This is a genomic window from Streptomyces sp. E-08 (assembly GCF_049913095.1).
Classification (GTDB): Bacteria; Actinomycetota; Actinomycetes; order Streptomycetales; family Streptomycetaceae; genus Streptomyces.
In genome coordinates this window covers 2398493-2421273 of sequence record NZ_CP183971.1, presented here as the reverse complement: position 1 = coordinate 2421273, position 22781 = coordinate 2398493, and the positions used below count along the sequence as shown (strand labels likewise).

At 72.1% G+C, this 22781-nt stretch carries 19 protein-coding genes and 2 pseudogenes; 13 read left to right on the top strand and 8 right to left on the bottom strand.

The genetic code is table 11. From position 1 onward, the window contains the following. Positions 1–26 precede the first annotated feature (26 nt). From ACN9MM_RS11050 to ACN9MM_RS11035, 4 genes are all read left to right on the top strand, one after another. On the top strand, positions 27–392 hold the full coding sequence (locus tag ACN9MM_RS11050; RefSeq protein ID WP_189802243.1) for an Rv2175c family DNA-binding protein: 366 nt from the start codon (positions 27–29) through the stop codon (positions 390–392). A 101-nt stretch (positions 393–493) separates the two neighbouring features. Beyond that, positions 494–1147 carry a thiamine phosphate synthase gene (gene thiE, locus ACN9MM_RS11045; protein ID WP_426363451.1) on the top strand — a complete coding sequence of 218 codons (654 nt, stop codon included), beginning with the start codon at positions 494–496 and terminating at the stop codon, positions 1145–1147. A 195-nt stretch (positions 1148–1342) separates the two neighbouring features. Further along, positions 1343–2260 (top strand): methylenetetrahydrofolate reductase [NAD(P)H], encoded by a 918-nt coding sequence (gene metF, locus ACN9MM_RS11040; protein ID WP_426363450.1) that lies wholly within the window; start codon positions 1343–1345, stop codon positions 2258–2260. 54 nt (positions 2261–2314) lie between these two features. Beyond that, complete coding sequence (locus ACN9MM_RS11035) at positions 2315–3205, top strand: hypothetical protein (protein WP_426363449.1); 891 nt, start codon at positions 2315–2317, stop codon at positions 3203–3205. 13 nt (positions 3206–3218) lie between these two features. Here the strand turns inward: ACN9MM_RS11035 and ACN9MM_RS11030 are convergent, their stop codons facing one another. The 5 genes and pseudogenes from ACN9MM_RS11030 to ACN9MM_RS11010 form a co-directional block, all read right to left on the bottom strand. Further along, a complete protein-coding gene (locus ACN9MM_RS11030) occupies positions 3219–4652 on the bottom strand; it encodes a phytoene desaturase family protein (protein ID WP_426363448.1) in 1434 nt (477 codons plus the stop codon). A gap of 54 nt (positions 4653–4706) precedes the next feature. Beyond that, positions 4707–5354: a DUF4126 domain-containing protein gene (locus ACN9MM_RS11025; protein ID WP_426363447.1), complete on the bottom strand. Its 648-nt coding sequence runs from the start codon at positions 5352–5354 to the stop codon at positions 4707–4709. A 263-nt stretch (positions 5355–5617) separates the two neighbouring features. Further along, positions 5618–6226, bottom strand: coding sequence for a TetR/AcrR family transcriptional regulator (locus ACN9MM_RS11020; protein ID WP_426363446.1), 609 nt, complete (start codon positions 6224–6226; stop codon positions 5618–5620). A gap of 19 nt (positions 6227–6245) precedes the next feature. Next, on the bottom strand, positions 6246–8345 hold the full coding sequence (locus ACN9MM_RS11015) for a YhgE/Pip family protein (protein ID WP_426363445.1): 2100 nt from the start codon (positions 8343–8345) through the stop codon (positions 6246–6248). Positions 8346–8796: 451 nt separating this feature from the next. Further along, a pseudogene (locus tag ACN9MM_RS11010) lies at positions 8797–9324 on the bottom strand (ATP-binding cassette domain-containing protein); the annotation flags it as partial. Positions 9325–9605: 281 nt separating this feature from the next. Here ACN9MM_RS11010 and ACN9MM_RS11005 point away from each other — a divergent pair. From ACN9MM_RS11005 to ACN9MM_RS10965, 9 genes and pseudogenes are all read left to right on the top strand, one after another. Continuing rightward, entirely contained in the window at positions 9606–9917 is a 312-nt protein-coding gene (locus tag ACN9MM_RS11005) for a hypothetical protein (RefSeq protein ID WP_147321106.1), read from the top strand. A gap of 571 nt (positions 9918–10488) precedes the next feature. Next, positions 10489–11184 (top strand): TnsA-like heteromeric transposase endonuclease subunit, encoded by a 696-nt coding sequence (locus ACN9MM_RS11000; protein WP_426363444.1) that lies wholly within the window; start codon positions 10489–10491, stop codon positions 11182–11184. Then, positions 11184–13253 carry a Mu transposase C-terminal domain-containing protein gene (locus ACN9MM_RS10995; RefSeq protein WP_426368716.1) on the top strand — a complete coding sequence of 690 codons (2070 nt, stop codon included), beginning with the start codon at positions 11184–11186 and terminating at the stop codon, positions 13251–13253. The genes ACN9MM_RS11000 and ACN9MM_RS10995 overlap by 1 nt, the downstream gene beginning before the upstream one ends. After that, entirely contained in the window at positions 13250–14308 is a 1059-nt protein-coding gene (locus ACN9MM_RS10990; RefSeq protein WP_426363443.1) for a TniB family NTP-binding protein, read from the top strand. The genes ACN9MM_RS10995 and ACN9MM_RS10990 overlap by 4 nt, the downstream gene beginning before the upstream one ends. Next, positions 14305–14757, top strand: a pseudogene (locus ACN9MM_RS10985) (TniQ family protein); the annotation flags it as partial. The gene ACN9MM_RS10990 and the pseudogene ACN9MM_RS10985, both read left to right, overlap by 4 nt. Before the next feature lie 111 nt (positions 14758–14868). Continuing rightward, on the top strand, positions 14869–15282 hold the full coding sequence (locus ACN9MM_RS10980) for a hypothetical protein (RefSeq protein WP_426368963.1): 414 nt from the start codon (positions 14869–14871) through the stop codon (positions 15280–15282). Between the two features lie 142 nt (positions 15283–15424). Then, positions 15425–15943: an SAV_6107 family HEPN domain-containing protein gene (locus tag ACN9MM_RS10975; RefSeq protein WP_426363442.1), complete on the top strand. Its 519-nt coding sequence runs from the start codon at positions 15425–15427 to the stop codon at positions 15941–15943. Between the two features lie 67 nt (positions 15944–16010). Next, a complete protein-coding gene (locus ACN9MM_RS10970; protein ID WP_426363441.1) occupies positions 16011–16799 on the top strand; it encodes a class I SAM-dependent methyltransferase in 789 nt (262 codons plus the stop codon). 272 nt (positions 16800–17071) lie between these two features. After that, a complete protein-coding gene (locus ACN9MM_RS10965) occupies positions 17072–17476 on the top strand; it encodes a DUF3040 domain-containing protein (RefSeq protein ID WP_189802254.1) in 405 nt (134 codons plus the stop codon). Positions 17477–17983: 507 nt separating this feature from the next. On the opposite strand, the gene ACN9MM_RS10960 is transcribed toward ACN9MM_RS10965, so the two are convergent. The 3 genes from ACN9MM_RS10960 to ACN9MM_RS10950 are packed head-to-tail and all read right to left on the bottom strand — an operon-like array spanning position 17984 to position 22763. Continuing rightward, positions 17984–20395 carry a transglutaminase TgpA family protein gene (locus tag ACN9MM_RS10960; protein WP_426363440.1) on the bottom strand — a complete coding sequence of 804 codons (2412 nt, stop codon included), beginning with the start codon at positions 20393–20395 and terminating at the stop codon, positions 17984–17986. Next, entirely contained in the window at positions 20392–21744 is a 1353-nt protein-coding gene (locus ACN9MM_RS10955) for a DUF58 domain-containing protein (protein ID WP_426363439.1), read from the bottom strand. Before ACN9MM_RS10955 ends, ACN9MM_RS10960 begins: the two co-directional genes overlap by 4 nt. After that, entirely contained in the window at positions 21744–22763 is a 1020-nt protein-coding gene (locus ACN9MM_RS10950) for an AAA family ATPase (RefSeq protein WP_426363438.1), read from the bottom strand. Before ACN9MM_RS10950 ends, ACN9MM_RS10955 begins: the two co-directional genes overlap by 1 nt. Positions 22764–22781 lie beyond the last annotated feature (18 nt).

Below are 22781 nucleotides of genomic sequence, written 5' to 3'. Positions count from 1 at the left end.
TCAGTCCGGGATGGCAGGCTTGTCCTGTGACCGAGATTGACGTAAAGATCGATGCGCTCGTCCCCGCCTGGCTCTACGTGCCCGACATCGCGGAGATGCTCGATGTCGACGTGGTGCGCGTGCGACAGCTGATCAAGGAAGGCCAGCTCATCGCCGTGCGCCGCGGCGAGAACAACGCCCTGCAGATCCCCGCCGCCTTCATCCAGGGCGACAAGATCGTCAAGGGCCTCGTCGGACTGCTGACCGTCCTGCGGGACGACGGCTTCACCAACGAGGAGATGCTGGAGTGGCTCTTCACTCCGGACGAGAGCCTGCCGGGCACGCCCGCGCAGGCGCTCAACGAGAACCGCGGCACGGAGGTGAAGCGCCGCGCCCAGGCGCTCGCCATCTGACGCGCGCACGCACCGAAGACACCACCCGCGGGTGTCGCGGCGACCGGCCCGAGAGGGGCCGGCCGTCGCGGCACCGGCGACTCGAACGGGGGGACCCACCCATGCCCACGCCTCGTGAGCGGCTCGCCGACGCCCGGCTCTACCTGTGCACCGACGCCCGGAAGCGCCAGGGCGACCTGCCGGACTTCCTCGACGCCGTGCTCTCCTCCGGCGTGGACATCGTGCAGCTCCGCGACAAAGGCATGGAGGCCGGTGAGGAGCTGGAGCACCTCGCCGTCTTCGCCGAGGCCGCCCGCCGGCACGGCAGGCTCCTCGCGGTGAACGACCGGGCCGACGTCGCCCACGCCATCGGCTCCGACGTCCTCCACCTCGGCCAGGGCGACCTGCCCGTGCCCGCCGCCCGCGCGATCCTCGGCGACGAGGTGTTGATCGGCCGCTCCTGCCACGCCGAGTCCGAGGCCGCCGCGGCCGCCGCCGAGCCGGGCGTGGACTACTTCTGCACCGGCCCCTGCTGGCCCACCCCCACCAAGCCCGGACGGTACGCCCCGGGGCTCGACCTCGTGCGGTACGCGGCGGGCCTGAACCAGGACCGGCCATGGTTCGCCATCGGCGGCATCGACGAGACCAACCTCGACGAGGTGCTGGACGCGGGCGCCCGCCGGATCGTCGTCGTCCGCGCCATCACCGAGGCGGACGACCCGGCCGCCGCGACGGCCGCCCTGGCCAAGCGGGTCCGCGAGCGCGCCGGGGCCTGAGACCCCGGAGGACGCCACCGCGGGCGCTCGGCGGCGGTCCGCGGCGCGCCCGACCTCCGCCCGGCGCCCGGCCCCAGCCCGTCCGACCTCCGCCCCCCGACCTCCCTTCGACCTCCGTCCGGCGGCTGTCCGAAAAGGTGTCCACCACTCGGACGGGGAGTACGCGGCGCCACGCGCCGCGTCTAACCTGCCGGTATGGCCCTTGGTACCGCTTCCGTCCGCTCGGACCGCGCGCGCACCGTCCGCGAGATCCTCGCGGACGGCGACACGTCGTACTCCTTCGAGTTCTACGCGCCCCGGACCGAGAAGGGCGAGCAGGTCCTCTGGAACGCCATGCGCCGGGTCGAGGCGGTCGGCCCCAGCTTCGTGTCCGTGACCTACGGCGCCGGCGGCTCCACCCGCGGCGGCACCGTCAAGGCCACCCAGAAGATCGCCTCCGACACCACGCTCACCCCCGTCGCCCACCTCACGGCCGTCGACCACTCCGTCGCCGAGCTGCGGAACATTCTCGGCCAATACGCCGACGCCGGAATCCGCAACATGCTCGCCGTGCGCGGCGACCCGCCGGGCGACCCGCTGGGCGAGTGGGTCGAGCACCCGGAGGGCGTGAAGTACGCCGCCGACCTCGTCCGGCTGATCAAGGAGTCGGGAGACTTCTGCGTCGGCGTCGCCGCGTTCCCGGAGATGCACCCCCGGTCCACCGACTGGGACACGGACATCCGGCACTTCGTGGACAAGTGCCGCGCGGGCGCCGACTACGCGATCACCCAGATGTTCTTCGACCCGGAGAACTACCTGCGGCTCCGCGACAGCGTGGAGAAGGCGGGCTGCGAGACCCCGATCATCCCCGAGGTCATGCCCGTCGTGAACGTGAAGACGCTCGACCGGCTGCCCCAGCTGAGCAACGCCGCCTTCCCCGCGGATGTGAAAGACCGCATCCTCGCCGTCAAGGACGATCCCGCCGCTGTACGCTCCATCGGTATCGAGTTCGCGACGGAGTTCTGCGCGCGTCTGCTCTCCGAGGGTGTCCCCGGACTGCACTTCATCACGCTCAACAGCTCCACCGCGACGCTCGAGATCTACGAGAATCTCGGACTGCACCAGCAGTCGTGACCGGTCGTACCCGCCCCGACCCGCGGCGGTGACCGTGGAGAGGGGCGGCGGGGCATGGGGTGGACGGTCCTCTACATCGCGTTCGGCGTGGTCGCACTGTGGCTGCTGGGGGAGGTGCTCCTCCAGTACAAGGCGCGGCTGCGCTGGCGCCTGCTGGCCTTCGGCGGTTTCCTCTTCGTCGTCCTGGGCGTCCTGCTGCCCTCGGTCCTCGTCATCGTCGCCGGGGCCGTCGCCTTCGCCGTCGGCCAGACCTATGTGACGCTCTCCTTCCGCCGCGGCTTCTCCACCGGCTGGGCGATCGGCGGCAACCCGGGCGCGAGCCGCCGCCGAAAGGCCACCGGTCCGGCCGCGGCCGGCCCGACCCTGGAGGTCACCGAGGTCTCGTACGACACCATGGACGGGGCGTACGGCACGGAGGACGGGACCGGGCACGACCCGCACCCCGAGACCGCGGCCGAGACGACCGCCGTCTACGAGCCGCAGCCGATGCCGGAGGACACCGGCCAGTACGGGGTCTACGACGCGGCCGCCCAGGGTGCCGGAGCCGGGTACGGCACGGGGTACGACCCCTACGCGTCCGGGTACCAGCAGCCCGGGTACGAGCAGCCGGCCTACGAGCAGCCGGCCTACGAGCAGCCGGCCTACGAGCAGCCGGCCTATGAGCAGCCCGCCTACGAGCAGCAGCCGGCCTACGACTACGGCCACGCCGCGGGGCAGCAGCAGTACGCCGCGTACTCCGACCCGTACATCGGCCCCGGCACCGACGGCCAGCAGTACGGCTCCTACTACGCCGACCCCTACGCCCCCTCGTACACCTACGACACCCCGCCCGGCGGCGTCTGGGTCCCGCAGCAGCGCGACAACGAGCCCGCCCCGCAGCAGCAGGCCCCGTACGGCTACGAGCAGCAGCCGCACCCGGACGACCAGCAGCAGTACCGCTACTGAGCCCGCCCCCAGGTCACTGGGAGCCGCGGAAGTCCGCGCCCTCCACGATGAGTCCGGCGACCAGCGACCCCGACATGCCCGCGTGGGCGAGCCCGCCGCCCGGGTGCGACCAGCCGCCGGCGAAGTACAGCCCCGGGACGGGGGAGAGGTTCGCCGCCGGGAGGTACGTCCCCTGGGCGTCCGCGAGGGCGGGTCCCGGGATCTCGGCGGCCCCGGTGGCCGCCCGCACGTGCTCCGGCGTGCGGATCTCGCGCCAGAGCAGCCGCTCGGCGAGCCCCGGCACCGCCCGGCCGGCGGCCTCGACCATCCGGTCGGCGAGGCCGGTCAGGTCCTCGTCGGAGCCGAGGTCCAGCATCGTCGAGACGGTCACCGACTCGTGCTCCGCGTCGGGCCGCAGCTCCGGGTCGTCGGGCCGCAGCACGGTCACTCCGGGCCGGTCCCCGTCGCCGTGGACGACCGTGCGGTGCACGGCTCCCTCCTCGCGGGCCCCGCGCAGGGCCAGCAGGACCGTCAGGCGGCCGGTGGACCCGTGCGCGAAGGGCGGCCACTCGTCGCCGTGCTCCCACGGCAGGGTCTGCTCACGGTAGAGGGACGGCACCGGTGCGCCCGCCACCACGTGCGCCGCCTCCACCGTCTCGCCCGAGGCGAGCCGGATCCCGACGGCCCGGCCGGCCTCGGTCAGCAGCTCGTCCACGCACGCGTCGAAGACGAACTCCACCCGCCGCTCCCGGCACCGCTCGTACACCGCGTCCGCGAGCGCCCGGATGCCGCCAGCCGTGTACCAGCTGCCGAAGGTCTGCTCCATGTACGGCAGGACGGCGGCGGACGCCGGGGCGACCGACGCCGGGAAGCCGTACGCCTCCGCGTAGGAATCCAGGAGCGCGACCAGCCGCGGGTCGCGCAGCTCCCGCGCGCCCACCTGGGCGAGCTGCGTCGTCGGGCGGCGCAGGAAGCCCGCCTTGAGCGCCGGGTACGGCGCGAAGGCGAGGGCCTTCCGGTCGGCCGGCTGAGGTTCTTCGAGGAGCGGGCGCCGGGTCCGTTCCCAGGCCTCGCGGGCTCGCGTCAGGAAATCGCCCCAACGCTCGCCCGCGCCCGCGCCGAGCGCCGCGTCCAGGGCGGCGACCGTGCCGGCCCGTGAGGCGTTCGGCAGGTCGACGCGGGTGCCGTCGGCGAAGACGTGACGGGCCGCCGGGTCGACCTGGGTCAGCCCGACGTACTCCTCCAGGGGCTTCTTCCCGGTCTTCACGAACAGGTCCCGGTAGACGGCGGGCAGGTGCAGCAGCCCGGGGCCGGTGTCGAAGGCGAAGCCGTCGCGCTCGAAGCGGCCGACGGCGCCGCCGTACGTCGACGTCTTCTCGTACACCGTCACCGTGTGTCCGGCGACCGCCAGCCGGGCCGCCGCCGCCATGGCGCCGAGTCCCGCGCCGATCACCACAATCCGTGCCATGCGGGGGAGCCTATCCGGCGCCCCCGACGGCGGCCGCAGTCCGGTGGGCGGGGGTCAGAAGTGGTCGGACCCGTCGTTTGGTGGGGCCGGGGACCGTGGGCGCGTCCCCACGGCCGCGAGCCGTCTCTCGTCCCGCCGCTGGGACCAGCGCCGCCAGCCGCGGCGGATCTGCTTGGCCAGGAAGACCAGTATCGCCAGGCCCGCCACGAGCAGGACGGCCGCGATGGTCGCCGCCGCCACCGGATGGAAGACGGCGAAGGTGACGATCGCCGCCACCCCGAGGTCCTCCGCGAGGCTCAGCGCGATGTTCGAGAACGGCTCGGGCGAGGTGTTGACCGCCATCCTCGTCCCCGCCTTGACGAAGTGGCTGAGCAAGGCCGTCGAACCGCCGATCGCGCCCGCCGCCAGCTCCGGCAGCGAACCGTTCTGCCCGGCGAGCAGGGCACCGACCACGGCGCCCGCGATCGGCCGGATCACCGTGTGGACGGAGTCCCATATCGAGTCGACGTACGGAATCTTGTCCGCCACCGCCTCGCACAGGAACAGCACGCCGGCCGCGACGAGGACATCGGTGCGCTGGAGTGACTCGGGCACCTCGTCGGTCAGCCCGGTCGCGCCGAAGACGCCGAACAGCAGGACCACCGCGTACGCGTTGATCCCGCTCGCCCAGCCGCTGGTGAACACCAGGGGGAGTACCGACACGCCCGCGATCGTAACCAGGACTGAGTACCCGTACCTAGAGGGCGAGATGAGTAGGTGCGCGGATGGGGCCGGGCACGCCGGGAGGAGAGAGTGGAACCCAACGGAAGGAGCGCGGCTCCGGTACCGCCGGCACGGGGCTGCGGAACGGGGCCGCGCACCTGCCGGCACGGGGGTGCGAGAAAGACGCCGGTGCGGCGAGGCTCGGGGGGATCGAGCCTCACCGCACCGGCGTTTCGCGTGTCCGCGTCCGTCCCGTGTCCGGGTCAGCGGCCGCCGACGCGGCCGTGCAGCAGACGGGAGAGCGCCGCGTGCACGTCGTCGAGCGAACGCTCGCTCTGGAAGGCCTGCCAGTCGAGCGCCGCCACGAGCACCATCCCGACCAGCGCCGCGGCCGTCAGCTGGACGTCGATCTCCTCGCTCAGCTCGTCGGCCGCGACGGCCTCGCGCAGCACCCCCTCGACCACCGCGACGGCCTCCTGACGCACCACCAGGAGCGTGGAGTTCCAGGCCCGGTTGGTGCGCCAGAGCTCGGCCACGTACAGCTGGGTGAAGGCCGGGTAGCGGTCGATGAACACCAGACCCGCCCGGATCATCGCGTCCAGCGCGTCGATCCGGCTCCCGCCGCGCGCGGCGGTCTCCTCGGCCGCCGTGCGCAGCGAGGCGGTGAGCAGCGACACCCCGTGGCGCAGCAGCTCCTCGAAGAGCTCGGTCTTGCTCTTGAAGTTGTAGTAGACCGTGCCCTTGGCCACACCGGCCCGCTCCGCGATCTCGTCCACCGTCGTCGCGGAGAAGCCCTGCTCCGCGATGAGGGTGACGGCCGCCTCGTAGAGCTTCGTGCGCGTGGCCTGGCGTCGGGTGCTGCTGCTGTCCATGGCGTCGATTCTCACAGGTTCAGAGCGACAGTTCGGGGTGGAGCCGGTCGAGCGTCCAGACCTGCTTCCTGCGCGCCGAGAGGGCGGTCAGGGCCAGGGCGCCGACGGTGAAGGCCGCCAGGACCGCACAGGCCTGCCAGACCGGGCCGATCCCGCCGCCCGTGATCAGCCGGCGCAGCGCCTCGACCACGTAGCTCATCGGCAGGAAGGGGTGCACGGCGTTGAAGAAGGCCGGGCTGGTCTGGACCGGGTACGTGCCGCCCGCCGAGGTCAGCTGGAGCATCAGGAACGCGAGCACCAGGATCCGGCCCGCCGCGCCGAAGCGGGCGTTGAGCCACTGGATGATCGCGGCGAAGCAGCAGGTGACCAGGGCGAGGAAGCCGACCGTGCCGGCGGCCCGGGTCATCTGGAGGCCGAGGCCCCAGTGCAGGACCGACATCAGGGCCCCGACCTGGAGGACGCCGATCGCCGCCACGGGGAGCCAGCCCGCCAGGGCGATCCGCCAGGCGGAGCCGCCCGCGGCGAGGGCGCGCCGGTTCAGCGGCTGGATGATCATGTACGCGACCATCGCGCCGACCCAGAGGGAGAGCGGGATGAAGTACGGGGCGAAGCCGGTGCCGTAGTTCGGCGCCTTGTGCAGCGACTGGGAGGCCAGCTGCACCGGGTCGGCCATGACCTCCGTGCGCCGGTCGCGGTCCTGCCGGTCGTAGTCGGGGATCTGGTCGACCCCGTCCTTCAGACCGGTGGCGAGGGTGCCCGAGCCGTCGGCCAGCTTGAACAGGCCGCCGTCCAGGTCGCCCGCGCCCTTCTTGAGCTTGCCGACACCGGTGTCGAGGCTGACCGAACCGGCCCGCGCGTCGGTGATGCCGGTGTGCAGCCGGTCCGCGCCCGCCGCGACCTTCCTGGCGCCCGTGTTGAGCTCGTTGATCTTCCTGATGGCGCCCTCGACGTCCTCGTCGAGGTGCGGAGCGCGGGCGGCCAGCTCGTCGGCCTGCTTCACCAGCTTGGCCAGACGGGCGTCCAGGGTCTTCAGGTCGTCGGTGCTGCCGTTGGTGAGCTCGTGCACGTCGTCGGCGATCGTGGCCACGTCGTCGGCGGTGACCGAGGCCTTCTTGAGCTTCTCGCAGACCTTCGGGTCGAGCGGCGGGACGGTGGCGGGGGCGTCCACGCAGACCTCGCGGTGGATCCGGGCGAGGTCGTCGTCGGCCTTGTGGGCGGCGCCGCGGACCAGCGGCGCGCGCTTCACCAGGTCGTCCAGGTTGTGGCGGACGGCGGTGGCGGAGTCGGAGACCAGCCGGGCGGTGTCGCGGATCGACTTGCCGTTGTTCGCCAGGTACGGCCGGACCTTGTCCGCGGTGCCGTTGACCTTGTCGGCGAGGGTCTGGGTGCCGTTCGCGACCTTGCGGGAGCCGCTCTCAAGGTCCTTGGCGCCCTTGTCGAGCTTCTTCAGGCCGGCGGCCAGGTCGCCGCTGCCCGCCTTGGCGTCCGTGAGGCCCTCGGACAGGCTCTTGGAGCCCTTCTTCGCCTTGTCCACGCCCTGCTTGAGGTCGGCCGCGCCCTTGGCGGCCTTCGCGGTGGCGTCGTGGATGTCGGAGAACGAGATGAAGATCTTGTCGAGGAAGGTGCGCGAGGACTTCGTGGAGGCCGCGGTGCGCACCTCGGAGAAGACCGTCCGGGAGATCTGGCCGACGATGTAGTTGTTGGCGTCGTTCGTCCGCACCCGGAGCGCGCCGGTCTCGGGGGAGTCGCCGGAGCTGGAGGCGATGCGGCTGCTGAAGTCGCCGGGCATGGTCAGGGACAGGTAGTACGTCCCGTCCTCCACGCCCGCGCGTGCCTCCGCGTCGCTCACCCGGTGCCACTCGAAGGTCTCGCTCTCCAGGAGCCCTTCGGTGATGTCGGCGCCGGCGTTGATCTCCTTGCCGCCGGCGGTGGCGCCCCGGTCCTCGTTGACGAGGGCGACGGGGATCTTGTCGAGCCTGCTGTACGGGTCCCAGAACGAGTACAGGTACAGGGCGCCGTACAGCAGGGGCAGCAGCAGGATCGCGACGAGCGCGGCGCGCGGCAGCCTTCCCCTGCCGAAGCGCTTCAGCTCAAGCGCGGCCAGTTTCGGCGAGCGCATCGGCCGCCCCCTCCTCGGTCGTGGCGTCGGTGGTGTCCTCGGCCGCCGTCTCCCCGACGGCGGTCCGGTCGGCGGCCGTGCCGCCGGATGCGGTGACTTCGGCGGTGCGGTCCTCGGCGGAGCCGTCTTCCGCGGTGCCGTCTTGCTCGGCGGTGCGGCCTTCCGCGGTGCCGTGTTCCTCGGCGGTGCGGCCTTCCGCGGTGCCGTCTTCCGCGGCCCGTGCTTCGGCCGCCGGTGCCGCGGTGGTGCGCGTGCCGGAGAGCGTCGTGATGCGCAGGGCGTCCTCGGGGGCCTCGCTGCAGACGGCGAGGACCGTCGTCCCGGCGGCGGCCAGGGAGCGCAGCAGCGCCCAGGCCTCGGCGCGGTCGGCGTCCGAGAGCTTCAGGTCCGTGTCGTCCACGGCGAGCAGCCGGGGGCGGCCGATCAGGGCGAGGGCGATCGAGAGCCGCAGCGCCTCCAGGCGCTCCAGGTCCCGTACGGAGGTCCGCTCGCCCTTCGGGAGGGCGTCGAGGTCCAGACCCGCGGCCGCCACGGCCTCCTCGATCCGGGCCCGGGCGGTCGCCGCACGCTCGGCGGGGCGCCGCAGGAGTGCCCGTACGGAGCCGTCGAAACGGCGCTGGAGCAGGGCCCGCTCGCGCAGGTGCTCGGCGACCGTGAAGGCGGGGTCGAGCTCGCTGACGCCCGGGACCTGGCCGAGCGCGCTGATCCGGCGCACGGCGGCCATCCTGCGGGGCAGCGGGAGGCCCCCGACCTCGGCGGTGCCCTCCTTGGCCTTCATCCGGCCGGTGAGCGCGAGCAGCAGACACGTGCGCCCCGAGCCCGACGGCCCCTCGATCGCCACCAGCGCGCCGGGCTCCGCCCGGAAGGAGACCTCCCGGAACGCCCATCCGCGCGGGCCCTTCAGTCCGAAGCCGTCCGCGACGACGGCGGCGCCGTGCGGCTGCTCCTCGGTTTCCGCGCCCACGGACTCACCCCCCATTCCCCTTTTTGAACTGACCAGTCAGTTCAAAAGTTACCAACGGGTTGGGCTTCAGGCAAAACCCCAGGTGTCCGGTCCTCGCGAACCTGGCGGATGTGTACTGAACCTGGCGAAGTGTCCGCTTCGCGTCCCGCTGGAGTTGGCGAAAGTGGCGAAGGGGGCGGCCTCAGAGGAGCGAGACCAGATGTTCCTCAGGCCCGGAGTACCTGATCCGTATCCCCGTGATGCTCATCTGCAGACGCGGGCCGGGTCCATGTAGCGTCAGTGCCAGGGGGGATGAGATGAACTTCGACGAGAACGAACCGCAGTCTGTTCGAGAGGAGCGCTTTGCCGCAGAACGGGCCGACCGCAGAGAGGCACGCAAGGCTGCGTCGCTCGACTTGCGGGGAGCCCACCTCGGCGTGGCCATCGTGACCATCGCCCTGGCCCTCCTCGGCTGGAACGGGAAGCTGGTCGCCCTGGGCATCGTCGGCGGAGTCTTTCTGCTCTGGTTCTCCGCAGCCCTCGCATGGGCCTACGCCGACGGAGACCACGGCCGACACGCACTCCAGCGCGCGTACAACGTCACTTTCGGATGGGGCGACGGGTTCTGAGCACCAAGGCCAAAGCAGAGGGGGCGATTTGACGTTCGAGGTGTTGAGGTCCGCTCTGGCCCGGAACGGCTCCGTCAGCGGGCCCGCGGCCTTGGCTGCTCTGCTGTCGGGCGCGCGGTGGGAGGTCCCTTCGAATACGGCCTCGGCCCGCTCGTTGTGGGCGATCTGGTGCGACCGGCTGGACATGTTGGTGGAGACGGAAGGATCTGATCCGGGTCTGCTGGAGAGCCTGGCTCAGGCCGTGGACGGGCTCCACGATGCAGGAGACGCACGGGTGTACATGGCCACGGTGATCGACCCGCCACGCCGGTTTCACGTCTACCTCTCAGAGGACCTCGCCCACTGTGTCGGGGCGTGGGAGGGTCGCGTGAACGAGCAGGCTCCCCGAACGGCGACCTGAACCGAGGCGGCCAGGTCTTCCTGTGAGAACTGGCGAACCATGAACCGCTCGTCCCGGTGAATCTGGCGAAGGTGGCGAGCAAGGTGGTTCGTAGCTCGCCACCGTGGAGGCATGGGTGCGGTTTTGAGATCGGTGACCGGGGGCGTCCCTTCTCCGGGCGCTGGGTTCGAGGTGGCATACATCGACCGGGACGGTGGTGAACACCGCGTAGACCTGTGCGACGCGGCGGCGGTTCCGTTCGAGGGCTGTCGCCCGGTGAGGTCGTTCCCGTCGTGGAAGGGCCAGCGCAACTATCCGGGGTTGTGGTGGGCGGCCACGCTCGGCCGGCACGTCGGGTACGAGTCCTGGCTAGAACGGGATCACGCGATGCTGTTGGACTTCGACCAGCAGGTCACGGCGTTCGCGTCGCAGCCGATGTGGCTGTTCTGGACATCCGGCGGGCGCCGCCGCTCTCACGCTCCGGACTGGTTCGCGCGAAAGGCGGACGGCACCGGGCTGATGGTGGACTGTCGGCCTCTGAACCGGATCAGGCCGCGGGACGCGGAGGCGTTCGCCGCGACTGAGCAGGCCTGCCGGGAGATCGGTTGGGAGTTTCGTCTGGCCGGGGCGCCCGATGGCGTCTTGCTGGCAAACGTCCGCTGGCTGGCGGGATACAGGCATCCCCGCCATCTGGTGGGCGCCGTTGCGGACCGGCTGCTGGGTGTCTTCGGTCGAGAGAGGGCCTTGCGCGACGGGGTGGAGCGGGTGGGCGATCCGATCGCGGTCCTGCCAGTGCTGTTCCATCTGCTGTGGTCAGGACGCTTGGCAGCGGATCTATCCGTACTGCTGGGCGAGTACACCATGGTCCGCAGGGTGGAGGCGGCGTGATGGCTGGGCTGTCGTCCCGGCCGGGGGTGCTGCGCGTCGGTGACCGGGTGTTGTTCGAGGAGACCGAGCACACGGTGGTCGGCATTGAGGGCACCGCCGTGCGCTTGCACGGCGACGACGGGCGGGACCAGGTCGTCCTGCTGCCCTACATGCTGGCCTCGGACGGCTTCGTGCTGATCGGCTCTGCCTCGGACCCAGAGGAGTTCGCCGCGGTCGGGGTCCTGGAGGCGTTGCCGCCTGCGGCAGTGGCCGAGGCCCGGTTCTGGGAACGACATGTGACGGAAGTCGAGCACGGATTGCCTTGCGATGCCGCCCCAGGTAGCCGTCCCCGCCCGGATTACGATCCAGCCCGCACCTCGCTGGCGGAACGGGAACGGACCAAGGCCGATGAACTGGCGGTGCTTGGGCAGCCGGTGGGGAGACGGACGCTGCAACGGATGCGGGCCCGCTACCGGGCACAAGGCCTGCTCGGTCTGGTGGACCGTCGGGCGATGCGCCCGTCGTCTCCGACCGGACGAGCCGACCAGCGGGTGATCGATGCGATCGTCCGAGCAATCGGAGAGGAAACCGACGTATCGACGGGCACCCGATCGCGCCTGATGCGGCGAGTCGGGCAGATCCTGGACGACGAGCATGGGCCCGGAGCGGTCCCGATGCCATCCCGGACGTCCCTTTATCGCCTGGTCGACCAGCTGTCCGTGGGGCGACACACCTTCGCCGCGGCCACCACCCGGCGGCAGAACGCCAACCGGCCGACTGGTCCGTTCACCCTGACTATGGCGAGCCGTCCGGGCGAACAGATACAGATCGACACCACCAAGCTTGATCTGCTGGCCGTCCTCGACGACGGAACAGTTCGCCGGCCGGAGCTGACCATCGCGGTCGACATCGCCACGCGGACGATCTGCGCGGCAGTCCTGCGGCCGGAGAGCACGAAGGCGGTGGACGCCGCCCTGCTGCTGGCGAAGATGCTGGTGCCCGAGCCTATGCGGCCGACCTGGCCCCAGACCCTTGCCGCGTCGGCGTCCCGGCTTCCACACGCCCGGCTGATGGAGATCGACGCTCGGTTCGAGCACGCTGCTGCGAAACCGGTGATTGTCCCGGAGACCATCGTCACCGATCACGGCACTGTCTACTTGTCGCAGACGTTCACCGCCGCCTGCCAGCGTCTGGGTATCTCCGTTCAGCTCGCCCACCCTGGAACCCCGACCGACAAGGGCGTCGTCGAGCGGACGTTCTCCTCGATCAACACCCTGTTCTGCCAGTATGTCGCCAGCTACACCGGACGGGACGTCAGCCGGCGCGGCGTCGACCCGGCTCGCAAAGCGGCCTTCAGTCTTGCCGAACTCGACGACCTGCTCCAGGAATGGGTCATCGCCGGGTGGCAGATGCGTCCGCACGACGGGCTGGTACACCCCTTCCTGCCCGGCCGGTCCCTGTCACCCAACGACGCATACGCGCTCCAGGTCGCCGCCAGCGGCTATCTGCCGATACCGCTCGGTGCGTCCGACTACATCGAGCTGCTGCCGGTGACCTGGCGAGTGATCAACGAGTACGGCATCCGTATCGCCAACCGCACATACGACGCGTCTGAGCTGGCTGCCTACCGAAGGCAGTCCTCCGGTGTCGCGGTCCAGCGCGGCAAGTGGGAGGTCCACTACGACCCCCACGACCTCAGCCACATCTTCGTACGCAACCACCGCCAAGGCGGCTGGATCACTGCTGAGTGGACCCTGCTACCTCTCGTCGCCCGCCCGTTCTCCGACGCACTTTGGCGTCAGGCCCGGCGCCAGGCCGTCGAACGCGGCCAGGACGGCGACGACCAGACTGCCATCGCCAGGGCCCTGGACGCGCTGCTGCGACGGGCAGAACGACAGGCGGAGCCCCGCAAGATTCCGCCGCCCAGGGCGGGGACGAGGAACGCGCCTGAGGCGATTCCGCTGCGGACGGCCTCGGAACTCGACACGGACGACAGCGGCGACGACCAGGACGAGACCGCTCCGACGGAGCTGGCCAAGGTCATCCCGTTCGGCGTCTTCGACCCCTTCAGCGAGGAGGACTACCGGTGACCGCCACCGAGACGGCCGACCGCGAGTTCCCCCTGACCACGAAGGAGGGATGGAGTCGCTTCGTCCAATACGCTCCGGTCAGCACGCCCCCGTTGGACCGTTCTGCACTGCTGGCCCTCAGCGACATCGAGCGCGAGCTCTACGACGAGGCCCGGGCTGAGCACCACACCCAGCTGTTCGTCGCGAAGACCCCGACCATGATGGAAGTGATCCGCACCGGTCGGGAGCTGACCCTCCTCAACCGCCGCCAGGTCTCCGCCCGCCGCGGCCTGATCGTCTCCGGCGAGCCCGGCACAGGCAAGACGACCGCGATCACCCAGCTCGGCAAAGCCCACGAACAGCATGTCCGCCGCCGACTTCCCGCCGACAGCGGGCCCCGGCTGCCCGTCGCCTACGTGACCGTTCCCCCGGCCGCCACCCCGAAGATGCTCGCGGTCGAGTTCGCTCGGTTCCTCGGCATCCCCCTCTTGCAGCGCATGAACCAGACCGAGATCACCAATGCGGTCTGCGAGGTCCTGGCCGAACTGCGCTGCGAACTGGTCCTGGTCGACGAGATCCATAACATCTCGCTCACCACCAGATCCGGCGCCGAGGTATCCGACCAGCTCAAATACCTCTCCGAGCGGATCGCGGCCACGTTCGTCTACACAGGCATCGACGTGGAGTCCGCCGGACTGTTCGCCGGCACCCGCGGCAAGCAGATCGCCGGACGTTTCGTCAGCATCCACGCCGAAGCCTTCACCATCGCCACCGCCGCCCAGCGTCAGGAATGGCTCGCCCTGCTGGCCACCATGGAACAGTCCCTACGGCTCCACCGGCACACCCCCGGCCTGCTGGCAGCCCACGCGGACTTCCTCTATCAGCGGACCTCCGGCATGATCGGCAGCCTCGCGCACCTGATCAGGGCCGCAGCCCTACGGGCCATGACCTCCGGCACCGAGAAGATCACCAAACAGCTGCTGGCGGAGATCCCCCTCGACACCGCAGCCGAGACAAGCGCACCGCTCAGCGCCCGTTCGCGCCGAGCCCGCACCGCGCAACGACGCGCCGGATGAGCCGCGTCCAGCACGCCCCCGAAGCCTTGACCGTCGCGCGGAGCCTGTGCATCCCCGTCCGCCCCTGGGGAGGCGAGTCCCTGCCCTCCTACGTAGCTCGCCTCGCCCAGGCCAACCGCATCCCGCACACAGCCCTCTGGAGATACATCGGAGTGCCCCACAGAGCCGGAGCGAGCAGCACCACGCTGCCCTGGGAAGCCACCCTCAACCAGCCGGCCGTCGCACGACTCGCCGTCATGTCCGGGATCCCCGCCGAGCGGCTGCAGAGAGCACTGCCCGCACTCTCCTGGTCGACCCGAGAGGCGTCAGCGCTGCCCGCGGACGTTCCCACCGTGTGGATGCGCCAAGCTCACTCGCCCAACGCGGTCATCTGCCGCCCTTGCACCCTTCGTCGCGGCATCACAACCGAAGTCCGAGCGCACTTGGCCCTGCCCGACATCGTGTGTCACCGCCACCACGTCTGGCAGACGCCGAAACCTTGGGACATATCACCAGTCCCCGAGATCGGGCGAGCGCAGCAGAGCCTTCGCCGGCTCCAGAGGACCCACGGAAGCCACATCATGGCCCGCTGCATCAGAGATGCCCGCTGGATCATCGGAGGATGGGTCCACCTACCAGGCCGTGAGCCGAAATTTGAAGATCTTTGGCGACATCGTCGCGAGAAGCTGGGCCTGCCCGAGTGGTTTCGTCCCTGGGAGCTGCCCGCCCACATCATGACCCACCCGGAAGTCGTGACCCTTGCATCCGAGCTCGTGCCGATCCACGTGGACGTGGGCTACCTCCGCAGCCTCGGCCTCCAGAAGTGGAAGTTCAAGGCGCACCTGCGAGCTCGCCTCGGTCTGGACCCTCGGCGCCAAGTCAAGGGCGATCCCCTCGACAGGTTCTTCTACGTGGTCCAGATCGATCGGGCCCGCTGGCGGAACCCCAGAAGCGCCATGATCACTGAGATGGCGACACCGCGAATCGCTCAGTGATCATGGCGAGCTCCAGCTCAGGAGAGGCTCCACTCGCCACCATCACTGAGAAAGAACACCAGGTCAGAGCGATTGTCAGTGGGGCGCGGCACGATGAACACATACGGCCGCAGCGCCGTCACGCGACGACAGGAGGCTCGTCATGGCCCGCCCATCCGCAGCAGCCACGCCCCGCCGCCGTCCCACCCCCGGGGAGCCGGGCCCCGGGTCCGACATCCACCCCGTCCCGCGCCGCTCCGCGGCCCCGCCCGCCGCCCTCGACCTCCTCGCCAAGTCCCGCGCCGGACTCGCCGAGGCCGCCGTCCTCGACCGCCCCCACGAGCGGTACGCCACCGCCCACCTCGCCGCCCTGCGCGCCGCGGCCGCCGTGCTCGCCGCCCGTGCCAGACCCGACACCCGGCCCCGCCACCGGCAGCGGATAAGGAGCACCTGGGAGCTCCTGACCGACCTCGCCCCCGAGCTGACCGAGTGGAGCGCCCTCTTCGCCGCCGGGGCCCCGCGCAGAGCCCGCGCCGAGGCCGGCATCAGCGGAGCCGCCACCCGGCGCGAGGCCGACGACCTGCTCAGGGACGCCGCGCACTTCCTGCGCCTCGTCGAGCGGCTGCTCGCCCTCCCGCCCGTCCTGCCCCGCCAGAGCGGTACCGACGAGTCCGGAGGATGATCCGAAAGCCGGGAGCGAGGCCATAGGGTGGGGAGCGTCCGTACCCGTCACCGAGGAGTCAACAGCCGTGCCGGACCCTTCCCCTGTCTTCGGTCGAGAGACGTCGTCGCGCCCGTCGCGCGCCTCCCTGCGTACCGCCGTCGTCTGGGACGTCCTCAAAGACGCTCTGGACCGCCGGGTCGAGGCCACCGGGAAGGACGGCCTCGACGTCCTCGACACGGGCGGCGGCTCGGGCAACTTCGCGGTGCCGGTGGCCCGCCTCGGCCACCGGGTCACCGTCGTCGACCCCAGCCCCAACGCGCTCTTCGCGCTGGAGCGCCGGGCCGCCGAGGCCGGCGTCGCCGACCTGGTCACCGGAGTCCAGGGCGACATCCGCGGCCTCTTCGACGTGGTCGGACGCGAGGAGTACGACACCGTGCTCTGCCACGGCGTCCTGGAGTACGTCGACGACCCCGCCGAGGGCGTGCGCAACGCCGTCGCCGCGCTCCGCGCCGGCGGCAGCCTCAGCCTGCTCGCCGCCGGGGTCGGCGGCGCCGTCCTGGCCCGTGCGCTCGCCGGCCACTTCACCGAGGCCCGGCACGCGCTCGACGACCCGGCGGGCCGCTGGGGCACCGGCGACCCCGTGCCCCGGCGCTTCACCGCCGAGCAGCTCACCGAGCTGGCCGACGGGGCCGGACTCGCGGTCGGCGCCGTGCACGGGGTCCGGGTCTTCGCCGACCTCGTCCCCGGCGTCCTCGTCGACACCGAACCCGGCGCCGCCGAGGCCCTGCTGAAGCTGGAGGCCGCCGCCGCCGAGCTCTCCGCCTTCCACGCCATCGCCACCCAGCTGCACGTTCTCGGCGAGAAGCGGGCCTGATCAGGACGGCCACCCGATCGGCGGTGCGGGCCGCGGCGTGCCATGGAGTACGCCACAGCCCGCCCGATGAAGGGCTCCGCCCCGTATGATCGGGGGACACCATCCGGCATGACGGACAAGGGGCTGGGGAATCAACGCCTCAGCAACCGATCCGCATGGCGGCCCGGATTGGCTTTTCGGCATTGAGGGCGGGTTTCACGGGGGCGATTCCCTGCCTATCCTGAAAGGGCCGCAAACCGGTCGCCCCCGCGACCGACGACTAGGAGGACTCCGTGCCGCTCTCGGAGCACGAGCAGCGAATGCTCGAGCAGATGGAGCGAGCGCTGTACGCCGAAGATCCCAAGTTCGCGACAGCGCTCGAGGGAAGCGGACTGCGTACGTACACCCGGCGACGGGTTTACCAGGCAGTCGCCGGCTTCCTGGTGGGTATCGCGCTCCTCATGGCCGGAATGGTCGCACAGCAGATCTGGATCAGCGTGGTGGGTTTCCTCGTCATGCTGGGCTGCGCGGTCCTGGCGGTCACCGGATGGCGCAAGGCGCCCAAGCCGGGTGAGCAGCAGGCCAGGGGTGGGATGGCGGCCGGTGGCCGTCAGACCCGGCAGCGACGCTCCATGATGAACCGGATCGAGGAGCGGTGGCAGCGCCGCCGCGACGAGCAGCAGGGTGGCGGCCACTGACGGCCCCTGAGCGGTAGCCCCGCACCTCCGTAACGCCACCGAGCCCCGCAGAGCCCGCGCCTTAGGGCGCGCCCTCTGCGGGGCTCGATGCGGTCGGGGCGTGCCCGCGTCCGGTCGGGGCGGCGCCCCTGTGTGGGGCCGTCGCCCGCTGCCGTGTGGGGCCGTCGCCCACCGCCGTGTGGGGCCGTCGCCCGCTGCCCGTGTGGGCAATCGTCCCGCTGGGCAGGACGGGTGGGCACACGGGACGGCGCCCTGTGCGGCGCCTCCGCTCCCTGTGCCTGGACCCGCACCCCAGTGACGGCGCACATCCGGTGCGGGTCCGGGCGCGGAAGCCTAGGCCCGGCACGGGGCGCCGTCCGTTGTGCCCACCCGTTCCGCCCTGCGGAACGATTGCCCACAACGCGGTGGGTACCGCCCCGGCGGAACACACGCCCACAACGGGGGTGGGCGACGCCCACCGTGGGTGGCCGTCCGGTGCGGTGTGGGGCCGCAGCGGACGGCGTGCCGTCAGTTCGCTTCGCGAGGGGCGCGGCGGAGGCGGGTCGTCAGGGTGCGGCGCCGCTCCGACCATTCCGCCGACGTGGACGCCCACCGCGCCGACGCCGTCCAGCGGACGCGGACGGCCGAGCGCGGGGCCAGGAGCGCGCGGAGCCGCGTGCGGCGGTCGGCGCCCGCGTGGAACCCCGCGCGGACCCGCCCCGCCTCCTCGGCCAGGCCCGCCACCGGCTGCGGCCGGGGCGCGTACAGGACCTCCTCGACCGCCCGTGCCACCCGGTGCACCGCGTCGGCGGACTCGCCCCGCAGCTCGCCCAGGCGGACGATCCGCGCCGCGGCCTTCCTCGGCGTCAGCGAGTCGTCCGGCTCGACCCCGTGGTCCCAGGCCGTGTCGTTGATCTCCTCCCAGACCGCGAGGGTCCGCGCCGCCGTCTCCTCCGGGCCGCGGGCGCCGGTCGAGCCGAGCCGCCCGGCCCGTACCCGGGTCCGCCAGAGCAGGGGGAGGAAGGGGAGGGAGAGGACCAGCAGGGCCGCGAGCGACAGCAGGAGCACCGTCGTCACGTCCGGGCCCGAGCCGTCCGAGGACGCCCCGGCCACCGCCGCGTCCGGGCCGCAGTCGCCGAGCCTGCGCATCTGCGGGGTGCAGCTCTCCGAGGCGCTCGGCGCGGCGGACGGCTGCGCCGAGGCGCTCTGCTGCGGCTGGGCGGGCCCGGTGGCCGTGCCCGAGGGGGTGTTCTCCCGGGTGTAGGAGGGGGTGGAGCCCCGCGAGGGGGTCGGCTCGAACCGTGTCCACCCGGCACCCTCGAAGTACAGCTCGGGCCAGGCGTGGGCGTCCCGGATGCCGACCGAGACCGATCCGTCGGTCTGGGTCGTGCCCGGCATGAAGCCCACGGCCACGCGGGCCGGGATGCCGAGCGAGCGGGCCATCGCCGCCATGGAGAAGGAGAAGTGGACGCAGAAGCCCTCCTTGTCCTTCAGGAAGCGGGAGATCGCCTGCACGCCGGTGCCGGACTCGACGTCGACGTCGTAGCGGAAGCCGCCGTCCCGGGCGAACCAGTCCTGGAGCTTCACCGCCCGCTCGTAGTCGTTGCGCGCGCCCTTGGTGACGGTCAGGGCCGTGGCCCGCACGTCGGCCGGGAGTGACGCGGGGACCTTGGTGTACTCGCGGCGCAGCTTCTCCGGGGCGGGCCCGGAGACGGCGAGCTGACCGCCCGTCGGCTGCACGTCCAGGCTGGAGACCTGGTAGCGGGCGCCCTTGGTGGTCTGCTTGTCGTCGCCGACGAGCATCCGGCCGGCGGGCTCGTACCGCCAGCGTCCTTCGATGTCGACCCGGCCGGCCGGGTACGGCATGGGCAGCCACTTCTGCTCGTACGCCTCGGAGGCGACGAAGTTGCTGGTGATCTCGGTGATCTTGACGCTCTGGGAGAGGCCGTCCGGCCAGGGCAGCTGCTTGGGCACGTCCTCGATCGGGCGGACCGAGGACTTCCACGAGGTGCCGTCGAACTGGTCGAGCGCGACGAGCCGCAGGTAGAGGCCGCTCGTGTCACGGGCGTTGGTCCGGTAGCGGAGGACCTCCCGGTCCTCGGGCTGGCGCAGATTGTTCTGGAGGGACACCAGCGGGTTCACGGCCGAGATCGTGCCGCCCTTGCCGGCGCCCCCGCCGCCCTCGCCGTTCCCGCCGAAGAGCCCGCCGGAGAAGCCCGGCAGCGCGAACGGCACGACCAGCGCGACGCCCATGGCGACGGCGCCGATCCGGCGGCCGGTGCGGGCCGGCGCGAAGGCGGGGCCGCCGCCGGCGACGGAGGAGCCGGGCCGGCCGGAGCGCTGGGCGCCGCCGAAGACCCGCCCCCACTGGGAGAGCCGGTCACGGCCCTCGGCGAGGAGGAGCAGCAGATAGCCGGAGGCCGCGAGGAGGAACCAGAGCCAGCCCGCACCGCCGCCGGAGAGCCCGGCGGCCACCGAGTACAGGGCGAGCAGCGGCAGGCCGGCCGGGGCCGCCTTGCGGAAGGTGACCGCGAGGGCGTCCACCAGGAGCCCGATCGCGACGACGCCGCTGACCAGCATGAGCCGGATGCCCTCGGTGTCGGGCGCGGGGATCGCGTACCGCCCGACGTCGTCGGCGCCCGCCCCGAACAGTTCGACCGCGTGCGTGACCGCCTCGGGTCCCGGGACGAGCCACAGGAAGGCCTGCTCGCGGGCGAAGAACAGGGTCAGCGCGAGGAGCGCGGCGAGGATCTGGGCCAGGAGGGTCAGCGGCCGGGCCAGCGGCACCCGCCGGGCCAGCGTGCCCACCCCGCTCACCAGGGCGAGGACGAAGGCGGCCGTGAAGATCCAGGTCGCCGGCTTCACCAGGGGGAGCAGCGCCCCGGCCGCCATCAGGGTGGCGGCCCACGAAGCGAGCGTCAGCCGTGTGCGGCCGCTCATGACCATCCTCCGTACGTGTCGGCGGCGGTGTCCGCGCGGAGACCGGCGGCCTGCTGCCACAGGTCGGCGAGCGAGGCGCCGGGCGGTACGGCGAGGGCCGTCCAGCCCGCCTCCCGCAGCTGCCGCACCCGGTCCTCGACGGCTCCGGCGACCGCGCCGCCGGTGAGCCAGGTGCCGGAGTCCAGGACGAAGGCGACGGCCGCGCCGCTCCGCCCGCGCATCCGGGCGGTGAGGGCGGCCTGCTCCTCGTCGAGGTCGCCGAGGAAGGCGATGAGCAGCCCGTCGCCGCCGCCGCGCAGCACGTCGGAGGCGCGGGAGAGCCCGGCCCCCTCGGAGTGGTCGACGACCGCGAGGGTGTCCATCATCAGACCGGCCGCCTCGGCCGAGTCCTGCGCCGAGCCGGCGAAGCCCTCGGACCCCTCGCCGGGGATGGCGCTGCCGGTGTCGGTGAGCAGCCGGACCGCGTAGCCGCGCTCCAGCATGTGGACGAGGGCGGAGGCGGTGCCGGAGACGGCCCATTCGAACGCCGAGTCGGGGCCCGCGCCCTGGAAGGCGATCCGGCGGGTGTCGAGGAGGACGGTGCAGCGGGCGCGCTGGGGCAGCTCCTCGCGGCGGACCATCAGCTCGCCGTAGCGGGCGGTGGAGCGCCAGTGGACCCGCCGCAGGTCGTCGCCGTGGCGGTAGGTGCGCGGGATGACGTCGTCGTCGCCGGCGAGCGCGAGGGAGCGCGACTGGCCGTCCCCGTACCCCGAGGCCTCGCCGAAGAGCTTCACCGGCGGGAGGGCCTCGGTCCTGGGCACGACGGTGAGGGTGTCGTACGCGCTGAACGAGCGGGTCAGCTCGCACATTCCGAAGGGGTCGTTGAGCCGCAGCTGGAGGGGGCCCAGCGGGAAGCGGCCGCGCAGGTCGGAGCGGACCCGGTAGGACACCTCGCGCCGCCCGCCGGCCTCGACCCGGTCGAGGACGAAGCGGGGGCGGGGTCCCAGCATGTACGGCACGTGGTCCTGGAGCATCAGGAGGCCGGTGGGCAGCTTGGAGACGTTCTCCATCCGCAGCTGGACCCGTGCCTCGGTGCCGGTCTCCACCCGCTGGGGGGTGAGCCGGCGGGACGCGGCGACCCGGTAGCGGGTCCGGTGCAGCACGAGGACGCAGATCAGCGGGAGGGCGGCGAGCAGCAGCCCGACGCGCAGCAGGTCGGCCTGGCCGAGGACGTACGCGCAGGCGGCGGCCGCCACCCCCGCGGCGAGGAACGAACGGCCGCGGGTGGTGAGACCGCCCAGGGCGGCCCGCAGCCCGCCCCGGTCGTCCTCGTCGCCCCGCTGTCCGTCCGGCACGGCGGCGCCACTCATCACAGCCGCCGGGCGCCGGGCTGCTGCTGGCCGTAGAGCGGTCCGGTGGGCGGGGCCGCGGACGGGACGGGGGTGCGCTGCAGGATCTCCTGGACGACCTGCTCGGCGGTGCGGCGGTTCAGCTGGGCCTGCGCCGTCGGCAGCAGCCGGTGTGCGAGGACCGGCGCGGCGAGGGCCTGCAGGTCGTCGGGCAGGACGTACTCGCGGCCGCTGAGCGCCGCGGAGGCCTTGGCGGCCCGCAGCAGGTGGAGCGTGGCGCGGGGGGAGGCGCCGAGCCGCAGGTCGGTGTGGGTGCGGGTGGCGGCGACGATGTCGACCGCGTACCGGCGGACGGCGTCGGCGACGTGGACCCCGCGCACCGCTTCGATCAGCTTGAGGATGTCGTGGGCGTGGGCGACCGGCTGGAGGTCGTCCAGCGGGGAGACCGAGCCGTGCACGTCGAGCATCTGGAGCTCGGCCTCGGGGCTCGGGTAGCCGATGGAGACCCGGGCCATGAACCGGTCGCGCTGGGCCTCGGGCAGCGGGTAGGTGCCCTCCATCTCGACGGGGTTCTGGGTGGCGACGACCATGAACGGGCTGGGCAGCTCGTACGTCTGGCCGTCGACCGTGACCTGCCGCTCCTCCATGGACTCCAGGAGCGCGGACTGGGTCTTCGGCGAGGCGCGGTTGATCTCGTCGCCGATCACGATCTGGGCGAAGATCGCGCCGGGCTTGAACTCGAAGTCCCGGCGCTGCTGGTCGAAGATCGAGACGCCGGTGACGTCCGAGGGCAGCAGGTCGGGAGTGAACTGGATCCGGCGCACCGAGCAGTCGATGGACCGGGCCAGTGTCTTGGCCAGCATGGTTTTGCCGACGCCGGGCACATCCTCGATGAGGAGGTGCCCCTCGGCGAGCAGCACGGTCAGCGAAAGCCGTACGACCTCGGGCTTGCCCTCGATCACACTCTCCACCGACCGGCGGACTCGCTCCACAGTGGTGGTCAGATCAGCGAGGCTCGCTCGATCGTCATAGGTCGTCACCCCGGCCCTCCTCGGCCT

Coding starts and splice junctions, on each gene's coding strand:
- thiE (WP_426363451.1), top strand. CDS start 494: ATGCCCACGCCTCGTGAGCGGCTCGCCGACGCCCGGCTCTACCTGTGC.
- metF (WP_426363450.1), top strand. CDS start 1,343: ATGGCCCTTGGTACCGCTTCCGTCCGCTCGGACCGCGCGCGCACCGTC.
- ACN9MM_RS11035 (WP_426363449.1), top strand. CDS start 2,315: ATGGGGTGGACGGTCCTCTACATCGCGTTCGGCGTGGTCGCACTGTGG.
- ACN9MM_RS11030 (WP_426363448.1), bottom strand. CDS start 4,652: ATGGCACGGATTGTGGTGATCGGCGCGGGACTCGGCGCCATGGCGGCG.
- ACN9MM_RS11020 (WP_426363446.1), bottom strand. CDS start 6,226: ATGGACAGCAGCAGCACCCGACGCCAGGCCACGCGCACGAAGCTCTAC.
- ACN9MM_RS11015 (WP_426363445.1), bottom strand. CDS start 8,345: ATGCGCTCGCCGAAACTGGCCGCGCTTGAGCTGAAGCGCTTCGGCAGG.
- ACN9MM_RS11005 (WP_147321106.1), top strand. CDS start 9,606: ATGAACTTCGACGAGAACGAACCGCAGTCTGTTCGAGAGGAGCGCTTT.
- ACN9MM_RS10995 (WP_426368716.1), top strand. CDS start 11,184: ATGGCTGGGCTGTCGTCCCGGCCGGGGGTGCTGCGCGTCGGTGACCGG.
- ACN9MM_RS10980 (WP_426368963.1), top strand. CDS start 14,869: ATGGCCCGCTGCATCAGAGATGCCCGCTGGATCATCGGAGGATGGGTC.
- ACN9MM_RS10975 (WP_426363442.1), top strand. CDS start 15,425: ATGGCCCGCCCATCCGCAGCAGCCACGCCCCGCCGCCGTCCCACCCCC.
- ACN9MM_RS10960 (WP_426363440.1), bottom strand. CDS start 20,395: ATGAGCGGCCGCACACGGCTGACGCTCGCTTCGTGGGCCGCCACCCTG.
- ACN9MM_RS10955 (WP_426363439.1), bottom strand. CDS start 21,744: ATGAGTGGCGCCGCCGTGCCGGACGGACAGCGGGGCGACGAGGACGAC.